We start from the raw sequence: 14126 nt of genomic DNA on the forward strand, positions 1-14126 counted from the left end.
TGGTGAATTCGTGGAAAAAAGAATGGTTTTCAATATTTCGCTTTCAACGCATCTTCCATGCATTTGGAATAAAATTTCTCAATGTACTGCCTGACCATCCGGCGAGCGGAGAATCCAATGGCCGTGCTTTTCATGGTTTCCTTCATCAGGCCCACCCATTCATGGGGGATCCCTTTGTCAGACAGATTATAATACATCGGTATGATTTTCTGTTCAAGTGTGTCGTATAAGCTGCCGGCATCGCTGCCATCGGGATCAGGGGATGTTTTATCGTGTTCTATACCCCAGCCGTTATTACCATTAAATCCTTCCTCCCACCATCCATCCAGTATGCTCAACTGCGGCACACCATTCAGGCCGGCTTTCATACCACTGGTTCCACTGGCCTCAAACGGCGGCAAGGGGTTGTTCAGCCAGATGTCCACGCCGTGCACCAGGTACTGGGCCAATTGTTCGCCATAATCCTCGACAAAGGCAATCCTGCCTTCCAGTTGCGGGTTCCGGGCCAGATTGATCAGGTCCTGCAGAAGCCGTTTACCGGGATCGTCTGCAGGATGGGCTTTACCGGCAAAGACAATTTGTATGGGCCGCCAGCGGTCCTTGAGATGTTTTTTAAGCCGTTCCAGATCCTTGAAGATCAACAACGCTCTTTTGTAGGTAGCAAACCGCCGGGCAAATCCGATGGTCAGCACGGATGGGTCCAGAAACGCACCGCCGGTAAGGGTAATGGAGGTACTGGCATCCCCTGCGGCCCATCGAAGTCGGGCACGTTCCCGGATCGCATCAATGAGTTTGATTTTGAGCCAATAGTGTGTTTGCCACAGCTCAATATCCGGAATCTTATTTAAATGTTGCCAGATAGCCGGATCATCGTGATTGTCCAACCAGTGGACCCCGATATACTTGTCCAGCAACAATTTCATTTTCGGTTCGATCCAGGTGGGTATGTGGACCCCATTGGTCACGTAATCAATGGGAACCTTATCTTCGGGGACATCCGGCCACAGGCTTTGCCACATGTTTTGTGAGACCTGGGCATGCCTTTTGCTCACCGCATTCCGGCAACCCGACAGCCGCATGGCAAATGCCGTCATGTTAAACCCCTCTTCCGGTTTTTCCGGATGGATTCCCAATTGAAAAAATCCATCTCGATCAAGCCCCAGGCTGGGCCAGTAGGAATGGAAATATTTTTCAATCAATTGAAAAGAAAACACATCATGACCTGCAGGAACCGGCGTGTGTGTCGTAAAAATCGTTGCATGAATATTCTTTTTTGAGGCTGTTGAAAAATCTTTACCGGTTGCAACCGTTTCCCTGATGCGTTCTAAAAGTGCAAAAGCAGCATGGCCTTCGTTCAGGTGCAAAAGGTAATGATCTATCCCCAATGCATTGAGCATTTGGGCACCCCCCAGCCCCAAGACAATTTCCTGGCGCAGGCGCAGCTCCAGATCTCCAGTATAGAGCCGGGCAGAGATCTTCCGGTTCCATGGATCATTGGCTTCAATATCCGTATCCATCAAATACAGGGAGACCTGTCCCACAGCAACCTTCCAGACTGCGGCATGGATCATGGGATCGATCAATGGCACCTTGATGACAAGTTGCTCCCCTTCCTTGGTCATCACTTTTGAAATGGGAGCTGCCTCGCGGTTGACGGATTCGATGAGATTTTCCTGCCACCCGTCATCCGGTATCCGCTGCCGAAAATACCCCTCCGGATACATAAACCCCACAGCAACGAGCGGAACGCATAAATCGCTGCATTCTTTTATGAAATCTCCGGCCAGAAACCCCAGGCCCCCGGCATAAAACGGCAGGGACCGGTGGAGACCGAATTCCGCTGAAAAATAAGCCACGGCGTATTTTTTGTCCAATGAAACAGGCCCCAGCATCTGGCAGTCTCTGGGCTTCATATAATTTTGGAACGCCGTCATCACTTCATCGTATCTGCGCAGGTAATCGGGTTGAAAGCCGGCCTTTTCAAGAAGTTCATGGGGAAAGTCTCTGAGCATTTTGTCCGGGTTATGGCCGCTTTCCTTCCAGGCCTGCCGGTCAAGGGTTTTAAAGAGCATTCTTGCGCCAGGATTCCAGCTCCACCAGAGGTTTTCAGCCAGGTCCTCCAGCCCTTCAAGGCGTTTCGGCAAATGGAGAAACAGCGGCTGGCCGATATTTATTTTTTCCATACGTTCATCTCCAATACATTATAAAATAAAATTATTTTCCCTTCATCTTTGATTGATCATAGTATTGAATCGCTTCCGGAAGGATTTCTCTAATACCGGCAATACGGGAATCCGGTGCCGGATGCGTCGATAAAAGTTCCGGTGGTCTGGCCTGATCGGTTTTCCCCATCCTCTCCCAGAACCCGATGGCCTCCCGCGGGTCATACCCCGCCCGTCCCATGATGAGCAGTCCAATACGATCGGCCTCCCTTTCATGGAGACGGCTGTAGGGAAGCAAAATACCCACATTTGTGGTCATCCCAAATACGGCCATGAATAAGGCCTGGGTCTGCTGGGGTTTCTGCTTGAGTGCCGTTGACAATGCCTGGCCTCCCAGCTGGGTCAACAACCCCTGACTCATCCTTTCGTTCCCATGGTCTGCCAGTGCATGGGCCACTTCATGGCCCATGACGACGGCGAGGCCGGTCTCATTGTGCGTGTATGGGAGGATGCCGGTGTAGACCGCTACCTTACCGCCGGGCATACACCACGCGTTGGCGGTTTTTTCGTCCTCTAGGACATTGAACTCCCACTGATAATCTTTGATTTTCTGACCCTGCCCTGTTTCTTCCAAAAAGGCCTCGGCCGCTTTTGCAATTCTGGTTCCCACCCGCCTGATCATTTCTATCTTGCCCTGATCTGTGGAAAGTTTAGACGATTTGATTACGTTATCATACTCCTGAAGGCTCATGGTATTCAGTTCCGAATTCGACACAAGATGCAGCCCCCGCCGATGGGTTACCGGCACCTCAGCGCAATTGCTGAGCGTCAACAGCATCAAAAACAAAACACCACCTATCCAAACAGATAATATCCGTCTGTCCCGTTTATATTGGATCATTGTCGTCTCCCTTTTTCTTGTTTTATTTGTCCATGCCGGCAGTCCTGTCCTCTTTATCTCAGCCGCTCCCAGAAATCCTCTGCTTGAGACTGACGATTCTGCTCCCGGGGTGTTGAGACAGATGTTTTATCGCCAGTGCCGGAACCTCTTCGCAACATCACAATACGGTTTTCCAGAGGCGGATGGGTAGAAAAAAGGGTCATAAGGCTGCTGCCGGACAGGGGACTTACCGTGAATATATGGGCTGTGGATGGATTTGACTGCATGGGCAACCGTTTTGAATAGGCCCCCAGTTTTTCAAGCGCCCGGGCCAGGCCCTCGGGATTTCCCGAAACTTGCGCCCCTGTCTTGTCGGCCAAATATTCCCTGGAACGGGATATGGCCATCTGAATAATCATTGCAGCCACCGGGGCAATAATAGACAAGACTATCAGGCCGATAATACCGCTGCCGTTTTCATCATCACTGGATCGCCCACCTCCGAAAATGGCACCCCATCGAGCCATGGACGCCAGCACCATGATGGCTCCGGCCATGGTTGCAGCAATGGAACCGATCAGGATATCCCTGTTTTTAACATGGGCCAGTTCATGGGCCAAAACACCGGTAATCTCTTGTTCATCCAAGAGATTTAATAGCCCCTTTGTCACCGCAACCACCGCATGATCCGGGTTCCTGCCGGTGGCAAACGCATTGGGGGTGTCCTGGGGGATGATAAATAGTTTCGGCATGGGGAGACCGGCCCGCTGGGCCAATCGGCTAACAATACCATAAAGATCCGGATCATCTTCCAGTTTTATTTCCCGGGCCTGATACATTTTCAATACAATTTTATCAGAATACCAATAACTTACAAAATTCATTACCCCGGCCAGTATCAGTGCGATAACCATTCCCTGATTACCGCCCAGAAGCTGCCCGATAACCAGCATCAGAGCTGTCATCGCGACCAGCAAAACAGACGTCCGAATTAGATTCGCCATAGTTGGTTCCTCCCTTTTAACCTCTTTAAGTTAACTGGCCATTCCTTTGCACAGATGATTCATTGCCCCATGGTCGTCCATTTTTCCCGTGACGTCGTATAAGCCGATTCAGTGCAACCCGGAAGCGGACTGCTGCAGCTTAATCTGGATACGGGAAGCACGTGAAAGACTGCTTTCTAAACTGTGGTGCTTTGCGAAACAATCAGCCACCCCATATAAAAAAAATAGGACAGCAACAGGGCCAGGCCCTCAAACCGGTTGATCCTCCCGAGCCTTCCCTTGAAACCGTACCCAATGACAAACAGGGAAACCGTCAACCCTGTCATCACTGGCAGATCCCGTGATAAAAATACCGGATCAATCGACATGGGGTGTATCAGCCCGGCAATTCCGACCACGGACATGGTATTGAAAAGATTTGATCCGATAATATTTCCAATGGCAATATCGTGTTCGTTTCTTCTGGCTGCCATTATGCTGGAGGCCAGTTCCGGAAGGGAAGTTCCGACAGCCACGATGGTCAACCCGATCATCAGATCGCTGATCCCAAAAAATTTTGCAATCTCAACAGATCCTGTCACCAGCAACTGGGAACTGACAATTAACAGAACAAACCCCATGACAACGAAAGCAACAGCCTTCCTGGAGGAGAGTGACTGATGTTCCAATTTATTTTCCACTTCAACCGCCAGGGTATCCGAAGCCGCCATTTTTTTCTGAAACAGACTCCAGGCCAAAAGTCCTGTAAAACAAAGGATGAGGATACCCGCTTCGATGCGGGTTAAAACCCCGTCCATGAGCTGTAAAATTGCCATGAGCGTTACCATGGCCAGAACGGGCAATTCTTTTTTAAGGATCTCCGATTTTACATGAATGGGTTTGATCAATGCGGTAATGCCAAGTATCAATGCCATATTGCAGATATTGCTCCCATAAGCATTCCCCAGAGCAATCCCGGGGTTCCCCTTTGCAGCGGACAATGCGGAAACCAGCATTTCCGGTGCGGATGTGCCGAACCCCACGATGATCATTCCGATCAAAATCGGCGGCATGCCCAGGTATTTTGCTGTAACAGCACTGCCTTCCACGAACCGGTCTGCGCTCCAGACCAGCAGGATCAGGCCGAAAACAACAGATAAAAAATGAACGATCATGGCGTTATCCCGGTTTTTACCGGCAACTCCATTCGGGATGCCCACTCGGTCCAGCCGGCATCATACCACAAGATCCGGCTGTATCCGAGAAGGTGTTTCAGAACAAAAAACGTCTGGCTGGCTTGATGCCCGGTTCTGCAATGGACAATGACATGTGTCGCCTTTGACGGGATGATCTTTTCATAAGCGCCTGTGAGTTCTGAAACAGGTTTGAATTCCACAGCATCTGCCGACTTAACCGTATCCAGGTCAAATGGGCGGTTGACTGCCCCGGGAATGTGACCGGCGCGGGCTTCGTCTGATTTCTCTCCAGTATAATAGGCTTGTGGCCTGACATCTATAATGAGGGCTGTTTTGTTCTGCATATGGGATAATACCGTTTTATAATCAATTGTGAATTGATCGTTATCTGCCTCCGGGTAGGGCGTAATCTTTATTTGCGGCAGTAGGGTATCTGTTGGCAGTCCCATGGCTTTCCACCGTAAAAATCCCCCGGCAAGCACTGCATAATTTGCATGTCCAAGTCTTTCCAGGGCCATCCCGGCCAGGGTGGCATCCTGAACCTTATCCCCGCAAACCATCACCACAAGGGTTCTTGGCTGTATCCCCATCAGGGACAGGTGACCGGCCAGCAAGGGCGCCGGCAGCAGACAGGAGGGTATCCCTTTGATGTTGCCCCTCAAGCTTTCCACATTTAAAGCCAGGGACCCCGGGATATGGCGGGTATTGTATTCAGGCTGGCTGCGCAGATCTATTACCCGTAAGTCAGGGATGCCCAAAAGAGAGGACAGCCGCTGGGAATCAATGATACCGGGAAGGGGCAGGCCCGATGGGGCCGCGCCTGCCAGGAACGCTTTTCCTGCCGGGGCAGATGCAGACGTTAAAAAAAACTGTCGCCACTGATTGATTTCCCGGGCTGCGGATTCCGGGACTGGTTCAGATCTAAGGGATACGGGTCTGAGACACCGTTTGATAAATCCATCCAGTCCGTCCGTGAGCAGATAGACATTACCGAACCCCAGACGGGCGAGGACGTCCCTGGCCTGTGCCGGATGGGTCATCCCGTTTGAATACAGCACGATCAACCCCTTGTTTCGGTAAGGTTCAAGCTGCTGAACAAGGTCCTTTAACGGGATATGGCGGGCTGTTTTAATATGAAATTTTAAAAATTCCGGTTCAGACCTGACATCCACCAGAACAAGGTCTTGCGGGCCTGCCATTAATCTTCGAGCCAGGTCTTCGGGGTCCATATGATCCAGAGCATTCTCTATCTGGGTTAACAGGACCTGTTCTGATGTGTCCACGGACTGAGACGGAGACCCGGTTGTTTTTGCATCAGAAGACGGATCGCCCAGGAACATGAAAACAGAAAATCCCGCAACCAGCAGCACAAAAGAAAACTGTTTTAAAAAATCAGAGTGTAAATAATTATGGGTTTGATTCCTTTTTTTCTCAATCAGTTCCACACACCAGAAAACCAGGATTCCTGTAAGAACAAAAAACAGTATAAACCAGCCTTTTGGCATGCCAATGGACTGATAAATAAATGCGATATGCGGATTTCCCGCTTCATACACCCCTTTTATCCAGGCGTAGGTTTCATTGAAAAAAATACTGCCGCCAATGGCGCCCCCAAGAAAAACAACGGCATCCCATTTTCCCGAGGCGGCCCCCACGGCTGCGGTGCCCGGGCACCACCCCCCTGTGACAAACCCGATCCCGAAAAGAAGCCCACCGATAATCTGAGCCTTATATAAAGTGGGCATCAGGTAAATGGACGGCTCAGATATCAGACCAAACCGTACGCTCAGGGTAATCCCGATGATTGCCGTAATCATGCCGGTGAACATCACCTTGATGACGGCCATGTCCCTAAAATAAAAAACCCCTGAAAGCCGCCGGGAACTTCCAAATCCCGCACGCTCCAGAACAATCCCAAATAAAATGCCAATAACCAGGGACATGAAAAGTGCCCTTGATGAATCCAGTTGCCCGAGGCCAAAAAATGTATCAATCATCCCATTGCCTCCTTACAACATATGCCACCGCATACCCGCTTGCAAACAGGCAGATCAAAAAAACCAGGCTGCCGGTTAACAGCAGTGCCCCTCCGGTAAGTGCCTGCCCAGAGGTACACCCCTGGGCAAGACGGCTGGCATATCCCACAATCAAGCCGCCGATTAAGGCGAAACTGATTCTTTTCCAGGAAGAACACTGCTTGCCTTTTTCCAATTGAAAAGAGAGTCTTTTTTGTCCAACAGCAGAAATAAGACCGCCGATGATGGTACCGATAAACATGTAAACCAGATAATAATCAAGGGGGTATTTGCCCCAGGCGCCAAAATAGGGGGTATTTGCTGTATGCTCCGGCAGCAGCCATGCCTGGATTGCTGCGGCAATTCTGGCGATGCCCGAGGAAGCGCCCAGCCCGGTACCCAGAATCAGGAAGGACCCGGTCAAAACAAGGCCCAGGCAGACACCGGCAAGATAGGGGTTCATATAGGGTTTGGCAGATGAATTCATGATCAGCACCCCGCACTTTTCTTTTTAGGTTTTTCAGGCGGTTGCTGAACCGGGGCAATGGGTTTCGGAGAATTGCTCATTGCGGGTCCGGCAGCCGGTACAGAGGGTATTTTTTGTGTTTGAGTTGTCTGGTTGATCGCCCCTTGAAACGCTGATTCACTCCAATAGGCTTCCAGGCCGCCCCTCAACGCCTTGATATCCCGTTTGGTTTTGTTAAACAGCATACCGGCAGCCATCATGGACAGGGTGCCATCTCTATCCACAATGATCAGGGGGCCTGCCCCCACAAGATAAACTGGATTCACCAAAAGATCGGCAAGATCGACATTAAGGGATTGCGGCAGATGGAAATCATTGTAAAAATCCGGCGGACGGATGTCCACCAGATCAAATGTCCCGGGAAGATCCATGATCAGGCTTTTTAATTCTGCCGGTGACATCCTCCCGGGCAGTTTGATTTCCTTTTTTGCAGCCGTGCCTTGAATTGTATGGGATTTTTGGCTGTCTGAACCAAAAACAGGATATCCGGCATCAATCCAGGCCTGGCTGCCGCCTTTCAGGCTGGTGACGTTTGCAAATCCTTTCTGCTCAAGGATGCCCAGGGCAAGACTTGAACGATAGGCTGAGTTGCAGACAGCCACAACGGGTTCTGCCGGGTCAAGTTTACTCGACAATTGTGCCAGATGATTTAACGGCATATTAATAACCTGACCGATTCTCAGTCCCATCCATTCAGTTGGCAGACGGACGTCAACAATGACGGGCGCAGTTCCGGCTTTCATGGCGTCATACAGGGCTTGCGGGGCCATCAAATCCACGCTTTTCAGGGGCAATGACGCTGCGACCCAGGCATCAAACAACAAAGCCCGGGTGCCATACCCGACCCGATTCAACCGAAAAGCGGCCTCATCAATTTCCTCCCGGTTTCCGGTAAGGACAAGGGGTGCCCCCCAGGGAACCATGATACCCACCCAGGTTTCCAGCCGTCCCCGAAGTGCAATGTTGACGCTATTGGGGATATGACCTTTTGCATAGCGGTCAGCATCCCTGAGATCTACAATATAGGCCTTGGCCAGATCTGTCAGTCCCAGGTCCGGCTTGATTGTTTCAGGAGGGGTCTTCCAGTCGATCAATTCAGGGCCTCGTTTGTTCAAGGCTGCATTATACTTGAAATACTGGGGCGCTTCAGGTAACCCCTCAAGCACGGCAGCGATAAAATCGCTCCGGGCGGAAAATTTTAAATAATGATTTGTCTGCCGTTCGCGACCAAAGGTTGAAAACGGGTCGTCACTTAAATGCGCACCGCACAAAGACCCGGCACCATGGGCGGGATAGATGCTCACCTGGTCCGCCACCCTGGATAACTTGTTATGCCAGGTATCAAATGACATGGATGCCAGAGCGGCAGCAGAAATGGTTCCCCCCATCAGATCGGGCCGTCCAATGCTCCCCACAAAAAGCGTATCCCCTGTAAAAGCGGCTTGCTGTTTTTTCCCATCAACCGTGCTGGAAACAATGGATGTGGTACAATCCAGGGTATGCCCCGGTGTTTCAAGGACCGTTAACTCGGCGCTGCCAATGGAAATGATGGAACCGTCTTTTAATGGTGTGTGAGGATATCCTGCATCTGCTTTTGCGCTGATATAAACAGGACACCCGGCCTTTTTGGCAAGTTCGGTATGGCCGGCCACAAAATCTGCATGGCTGTGGGTCAGCAAAATACCTTTGATCTGCGTGTTTTCCTTTTGTGCAACATCCAGATACGTAAAGATATCCCTGCCCGGGTCTACGACCAGGGCCTGGTTCCCACTGATCAACAGATATGAATAATGTGACAGGACGGCCAGGTTAAATTGGACAATACGAAAACCGGGATATGTATAGGTATCCACAATATCATAGGTGGATGCCGCGTCAGAATGCGATGCCGATTCCGTATCTTTTAAAGTGCCTGCAAAACCCTGTGTTCCGAAAATTAAAAAAAGTATCGTAGAAATTGTGAAGACGATTCTCTTAACGATTTGGTTCATTTATCTCCTCCTTGTTTTTTAAGCCTCACACACGACATACGCCATCTTCTCTCCAGATCAACTTGAATAAAGGTGAGGCAAAAATAATTGAGTCCGTTTATAATAGTGAACGTAGAATTTTTCCTTTGGAAATAGGTCTGTTGTTCTGGTTATAAATCTTTTGTTCTTTTGCTGTCAACCATAAAGCCTCATTTTTGGCATATGAAAAAGCGATGTATTGTCCGTTTAGAGTGAAGGATGGGTGATTTTCCCTCCAGCAGGATGGCGCTGCAATTGTGCAACGCTTTTCTCTATACAAAACCGCTTTTTTGTTTTACAACGGTGGAAAGAATTACCACTGGACAGACCCTATTCAAAAAAAGTACGATGACCACTTAAAGAGGGATATTCATGGCGATACAGCGCGTAGGGATATTAACAGGGGGCGGCGATTGTTCCGGGCTCAATGCGGTGATCCGTGCGGTTACCCGTGCCGCTATTATTCAGTACCATGCAGAGGTTATCGGTATTGAAGGCGGGTTTGAAGGCCTTATCTCCGGGCAAACCCAGAAACTCACCACCAGATCAACAAAAGATATCCTGACACTGGGGGGGACCATCCTTGGGACCACCAACAAAGGAAACCCCTTTGAATACAGGGAACGGGATACAGACGGCAGTATTAAAATCACAGATTATTCCGATAAAGCGGTTCAGACCTTCAGAGCACTAAAGCTTGATTGCCTCTTTGTGGTGGGCGGTGAAGGAACCCTTGAAATCGGGTATCGATTTTTCAAAAAAGGCATTCCTGTCGTGGGAATTCCCAAAACCATTGATAATGATCTTGAAAAGACAGATTATACCTTTGGGTTTCAAACTGCTGTTCAGGTTGCCTGTGACGCCATGGACCGGCTTCACACCACCGGCCGGAGCCACCACCGGGTGATGATTCTGGAAGTGATGGGCAGGAATGCCGGCTGGATAGCGCTTGAAGCGGGTATTGCCGGCGGTGCCCACATTATTCTGATTCCTGAAATCGAATATAAAATTGAAAGTGTCATAAAAAAGATCCAATACAGAAAAAAAGGCGGCAGCCCGTTCAGCATTATCATGATTGCCGAAGGGGCAAAGCAGAAAGGCGGTGACACCATTAAGTCGGAAACCGCCGAAGGCAGGCTTCAGGGGGTTGAAAAATTAGGCGGTGTCGGGTTCTATCTTGCCAAGCAGATAGAAAATAAGATTGATCTTGAAGTGCGGACAACCGTTCTGGGTCATATCCAGAGGGGCGGGTCCCCCAATTCTTTTGACAGAGTTCTGGGTACCCGGCTGGGCAGTCATGCCGTGGATGCGGCAGCCCTGGGTAAATTTGGAACCATGGTGGCTCTGAAAACGCCGGATATTATTCTTGTGGACTTGAAAGACCTTGCCGGGATTGTCAGACGCGTGTCAATAGATTCTCAGCTTATTCATTGTGCAGAATCCATTGGCATCAATATGGGGCGGAAAGCCATGTAAAACCCAAATCGGGACAGAAAACAAAGGTATGATCGGGATCAGGCAGAATTCCTGCTTGCATTGATATTACCATACAAGGACTGTTGAATCATTTTTTCATAGGCTGACGTCTGGGCTGTTTTTTGTTCAATTTTCTGAAATGCGTATTGCTGGATGACCAGCAGCGGCAATACAATGTCTTCCCTGATGCGGATGGATCGCCGTGATACGGGTTCTTCTTCCATGAGGAAGCGACTGTTGGAAACAAGCAGGGTCATTTGTTTTGACAACTGATATTCTTCAAATAAAATGTTCCAGAACTCCTTATATGAAGCGTCTTTGGAAATATAAGCCGTTAACTCAAAATAGCATTTTGACATGGACATCATGCTGTTCAGAATCAAGGTTTTGAAGAATGGTACCGCTTCATATAAGGTCTGTAATTCACCCAGGCCCATATCATCTGACAGAATTTTCAAAGCGGTTCCGATACCAAAATACCCCGGGACATTCTGCTTTAACTGACTCCACGATCCAACAAACGAAATGGCCCTCAGATCCTTTAGTTCCAGTTTTTCTTTATTCCCTCTTTTGGCCGGTCTACTGCCGATATTGGCTTTACCATAATATTTCAAGGTGCTCTTGTTCTCAAGATAGGGCAGAAACATTTTGTGATTTTTAAGGGCTGTGTACTTTTCATAGCTCAACTGTGCCAGTCTATCTAAAACCTGCCGTGACTTTTCAGATAGGGTGATCTGCTTTTCAGACATCCCATGGGACAGGCCGGCTGTCAGCAGTTGTTCGCAATTATGGATAAAATGGGTTCGGGTTCCATACAGGCTGGTGATGGTCTGGCCCTGAATGGTCAATTGAATGGCATGATTGGCAATCCCATGGCTTTGTGATGCATAGAATCGGTGGGTTTTTCCACCGCCCCGGGCCGGGGGCCCCCCTCTGCCGTCAAAAAAAATAACCTTGATATGGTATCGGTCACAAAGCGCAGACAAAGCTTCTTTTGTTTTAAAAATAGACCAGTTGGCCTGCAGATACCCGCCATCCTTTGTTCCGTCAGAAAACCCCAGCATAATGGTTTGCAGGTTCCCGCGATGTCGGATGTGAGACCGGTATTCCGGAATTTCAAAAAGCGCCTGCATAATCCCTTCAGCGTTCATCATGCCCGCCATTGATTCAAACAATGGAATGATATCAACAGGGACAGCCTCCTTTTCCCAGCAGCACCATTTCAACAGTGCATACACAAACAGAACAGAGAAAACGTCTTCAGCGTTGCTGATCACATAGCGGTTACAGCCTTGCTCACCATTCTTGCCCTGGATGGCCTTTATGTGTAAAATCGTCCGAATCGTATCCTTAACAAGTTCATCTTGGAATTGATCTGGATGAACCTGAATTTTTTTATGGACAAGAATTGATATCAACGCCTCTTTTGACAGTTCTTCCAAATGGTCAGTGATCAAATTTTCATTCTTGAGAATTTTTTCAATGGTTTTTTTATGCTCGATATGGTTCTGCCGGATATCAAGTGTTGCAAAATGGGTTTTAAAAATATTGACTTTATCCATAAAGATCCCCAGTTCTTCCGTGTACAAGCCATTAAACTTATCTGTCAATAATTTTTTAACCTGATTCAGTGGGCTGAGGATCTCCTCCACCGGAATGATCTGTGAAGGATCAAACATGGTCGAATAAAGCCGGGCTCGCAAACTTGCCACCGAGTCTGCTATGTCCTTAAAGGTCAGTTTTTTCTCTAAGTGTTTGATGTCCTGGTAATAGCATTTCATCAAGGTCATGCGAAGTTCATCCGCTACCTGGGCGGTTGTTTCTGAGGTCACAAAAGGATTCCCATCCCGATCCCCGCCCGGCCAGAATCCAAGCTGAATAATATTGGGATTGTTAAATTCATTGCCCGGGAAATTTTTTTTAATCTGGGAATACAACTCCCCCACTGCCTCATAATAAACCGTGCGCAGAAAATAAATGATATTTTTTGCTTCATCAAACGGTGTGGGTTTTTTTGCATTCATCAGGGAAGTCATTCCCAATTGCTGAAGCAAAAAGTCTATCTCATTCATATTATTTTCCGTAATAAGGGATCGCAAACTTGTCATAATATCCAGGACTGAGCGGGGATAAAACTGGGTCGGGTGAGCGGTAAATACGATCCGAACGCTGAAATCAGACAATTGTTCAAGCAGTGCAGACGTCTGTTTTTTGCCGGCAGCAACGTGTCCGCAGGTTTTAAGTGACAAATGGTGGCCAAGGGACAGCAATTGACCGAAAGCGGCGTCTTCCACACTGTCATATAGAACCACCTGTCGTTCAACATATTGAATCACTCGAAACATGAAATCAATTTTCTCTTTTTCGGTTTCCACGGTGGTGTGCGCCTTGAAAAAGGACTCCAGAATTTCCACCGGTGTTCGTCCTGATTCAAGCCCATTCCTGCACCCATGATACAGAAGGGGAATGAGCATTCCGATATTGGTGACGTTTTGAAACGGAAGGTTCAAGAACAGGCTGTTATACATATTGAATTTATTTTTTACTAAGGTTTCAAACGCTTTTTCTTTCAAGGACTTGTTCATTGACGGATTTCTCCAATTTTCCATATCATTTCAATGGCATTCGCGATGTTCATCGCCGCCCTATCACCAAGGACGGAAAAACGCCCAGGCAATTGCTGTTCCCTTAATATCGATAAAAGGTAATGGTAAAACCGTATTATAGATGACACCATTTTGCAATCAAATTGTCATACCCAGCAGCAATTCTAAATATGAAACATCAGGCTAGGGTCAGGCTTGCTTTATTGCGCTTTTAGCCTCTTCAAGAACCGATTTTTGATAAAAAGCACAATAAAACAAGCCTGACCCGTTCAA

The 14126-nt window shown here is 48.5% G+C and carries 9 protein-coding genes; 1 reads left to right on the forward strand and 8 read right to left on the reverse strand.

Features of this window, described 5'->3' with window-relative positions:
* Positions 1-29: 29 nt before the first annotated feature.
* The 7 genes from glgP to Q1Q15_RS16495 form a co-directional block, all read right to left on the reverse strand.
* A complete protein-coding gene (glgP, locus tag Q1Q15_RS16465) occupies positions 30-2183 on the reverse strand; it encodes an alpha-glucan family phosphorylase (RefSeq protein WP_300462327.1) in 2154 nt (717 codons plus the stop codon).
* 31 nt (positions 2184-2214) lie between these two features.
* Entirely contained in the window at positions 2215-3063 is an 849-nt protein-coding gene (locus Q1Q15_RS16470; RefSeq protein ID WP_300462329.1) for a M48 family metallopeptidase, read from the reverse strand.
* Positions 3064-3116: 53 nt separating this feature from the next.
* Positions 3117-4046, reverse strand: coding sequence for a zinc metalloprotease HtpX (htpX, locus tag Q1Q15_RS16475; RefSeq protein WP_300462331.1), 930 nt, complete (start codon positions 4044-4046; stop codon positions 3117-3119).
* 176 nt (positions 4047-4222) lie between these two features.
* Positions 4223-5200 (reverse strand): calcium/sodium antiporter, encoded by a 978-nt coding sequence (locus tag Q1Q15_RS16480; protein WP_300462332.1) that lies wholly within the window; start codon positions 5198-5200, stop codon positions 4223-4225.
* The gene (locus tag Q1Q15_RS16485; protein ID WP_300462333.1) at positions 5197-7218 is read right to left on the reverse strand and encodes a rhodanese-like domain-containing protein; all 2022 of its coding nucleotides are present in this window, start codon (positions 7216-7218) and stop codon (positions 5197-5199) included. Before Q1Q15_RS16485 ends, Q1Q15_RS16480 begins: the two co-directional genes overlap by 4 nt.
* A complete protein-coding gene (locus Q1Q15_RS16490; protein WP_300462335.1) occupies positions 7211-7723 on the reverse strand; it encodes a YeeE/YedE thiosulfate transporter family protein in 513 nt (170 codons plus the stop codon). Before Q1Q15_RS16490 ends, Q1Q15_RS16485 begins: the two co-directional genes overlap by 8 nt.
* Positions 7724-7725: 2 nt before the next feature.
* Entirely contained in the window at positions 7726-9753 is a 2028-nt protein-coding gene (locus Q1Q15_RS16495) for a rhodanese-like domain-containing protein (protein WP_300462337.1), read from the reverse strand.
* A gap of 390 nt (positions 9754-10143) precedes the next feature.
* Here Q1Q15_RS16495 and Q1Q15_RS16500 point away from each other — a divergent pair, with 390 nt between their 5' ends.
* A complete protein-coding gene (locus tag Q1Q15_RS16500) occupies positions 10144-11247 on the forward strand; it encodes an ATP-dependent 6-phosphofructokinase (RefSeq protein WP_300462339.1) in 1104 nt (367 codons plus the stop codon).
* A 38-nt stretch (positions 11248-11285) separates the two neighbouring features.
* On the opposite strand, the gene Q1Q15_RS16505 is transcribed toward Q1Q15_RS16500, so the two are convergent.
* Positions 11286-13832, reverse strand: coding sequence for a phosphoenolpyruvate carboxylase (locus tag Q1Q15_RS16505; protein ID WP_300462340.1), 2547 nt, complete (start codon positions 13830-13832; stop codon positions 11286-11288).
* Positions 13833-14126: the final 294 nt, after the last annotated feature.

This window comes from Desulfobacula sp. (assembly GCF_030145145.1).
Taxonomy (GTDB): Bacteria; Desulfobacterota; Desulfobacteria; order Desulfobacterales; family Desulfobacteraceae; genus Desulfobacula.

Coding starts and splice junctions, on each gene's coding strand:
- glgP (WP_300462327.1), bottom strand. CDS start 2,183: ATGGAAAAAATAAATATCGGCCAGCCGCTGTTTCTCCATTTGCCGAAA.
- Q1Q15_RS16470 (WP_300462329.1), bottom strand. CDS start 3,063: ATGATCCAATATAAACGGGACAGACGGATATTATCTGTTTGGATAGGT.
- htpX (WP_300462331.1), bottom strand. CDS start 4,046: ATGGCGAATCTAATTCGGACGTCTGTTTTGCTGGTCGCGATGACAGCT.
- Q1Q15_RS16480 (WP_300462332.1), bottom strand. CDS start 5,200: ATGATCGTTCATTTTTTATCTGTTGTTTTCGGCCTGATCCTGCTGGTC.
- Q1Q15_RS16485 (WP_300462333.1), bottom strand. CDS start 7,218: ATGATTGATACATTTTTTGGCCTCGGGCAACTGGATTCATCAAGGGCA.
- Q1Q15_RS16490 (WP_300462335.1), bottom strand. CDS start 7,723: ATGAATTCATCTGCCAAACCCTATATGAACCCCTATCTTGCCGGTGTC.
- Q1Q15_RS16495 (WP_300462337.1), bottom strand. CDS start 9,753: ATGAACCAAATCGTTAAGAGAATCGTCTTCACAATTTCTACGATACTT.
- Q1Q15_RS16500 (WP_300462339.1), top strand. CDS start 10,144: ATGGCGATACAGCGCGTAGGGATATTAACAGGGGGCGGCGATTGTTCC.
- Q1Q15_RS16505 (WP_300462340.1), bottom strand. CDS start 13,832: ATGAACAAGTCCTTGAAAGAAAAAGCGTTTGAAACCTTAGTAAAAAAT.